This is a genomic window from Endozoicomonas sp. ALC013, from assembly GCF_049310205.1.
Classification (GTDB): domain Bacteria; phylum Pseudomonadota; class Gammaproteobacteria; order Pseudomonadales; family Endozoicomonadaceae; genus Endozoicomonas.
This window is the reverse complement of the sequence record NZ_JBLYNS010000411.1, coordinates 1-1,037: the sequence shown is the minus strand read 5'-3', so window position 1 is coordinate 1,037 and position 1,037 is coordinate 1. Positions and strand designations below refer to the sequence as shown.

1 protein-coding gene is annotated in these 1,037 nt (G+C 44.2%); it reads left to right on the top strand.

Features of this window, described 5'->3' with window-relative positions; genetic code table 11:
- The first annotated feature begins 67 nt into the window (after positions 1–67).
- Positions 68–1,024 (top strand): IS1595 family transposase, encoded by a 957-nt coding sequence (locus ACO6V1_RS24200; RefSeq protein ID WP_422464165.1) that lies wholly within the window; start codon positions 68–70, stop codon positions 1,022–1,024.
- Positions 1,025–1,037: the final 13 nt, after the last annotated feature.

The window sequence follows — 1,037 nt, the reverse complement described above, 5'->3', positions numbered from 1 at the left end:
GGCTATGTTTGTTTTAAAGGTTGATAGGTCTAAACTGTCGTGATCCCCTGCAATGGGAGGCTACGTTATGAAGCCCCAACAGTTTCAAGATCTTCTTAATGCTGTGCCGTTATTAAGCAGCCAGCAGCGAAATACTCTTATCAATGCTCTATCAGAGCAAAATTCTCCTTCCGATATTGCAAAGTCTATTGAGGATAGTTTTGTACGGGCTCCAAAATGTCCTCATTGTGGATCTGAAGCCCTTCAGCGCTGGGGGAAAAGGAACAAACGCCAACGATTTCGGTGCAAGATTTGCCGAAAAACACTGAACGCTTTTTCCAAAACACCTTTGGCCCGTTTAAGACGCCCTGAAGCATGGCCGAAATATCTTGAGGGAATGACCCACTCTTTAACGCTTCGCCCGGCTGCCAAGCAATGCGGAGTTTCGTTAAATACATCATTCCGTTGGCGACATCGTTTTTTACAGGTCATTGAGCATGATCAGGCACCAGAACTCAGTGGTATTGCCGAACTCGATGAAACTTTTTTTCGTGAATCTTTTAAAGGTCAAAAAAAAGGCCTGCCAAGACCCGCGAGGAAACGAGGTAGTGATAAAAAGACAGACTGTCGAAAAATACCAGTCATGGTAGCTAGAGACCGAGGAAGTCAGACGGTTGATGGTGTATTGAAAAATGAGAGCGCTGATGAACTCTGTCGCCATTTAAATGGTCGGATAAATATTGAAACTGTCGTATGTGCCGATGCCAGTCTTGCACATGAAAAGCTTGCGAGAGCGTTAGGATTTACTTTTAAGGAGCTGGTGTCATCCTCTGGAATACGGGTGATAGAAGGTGTTTTTCACTTACAGCATGTGAATGCATACCACAGCCACCTGAAGCAGTGGATTACAGGGATTTTTCACGGAGTTGCGACAAAATATCTATCACACTATCTGGGATGGAGAAGGGCTTTAACTGGCATCAATGCTCTAACATCTGATCGACTGGGCAACAAAATTTTAGAATTTCTTCACTTCAACCCTTAAACGCAACATAGCT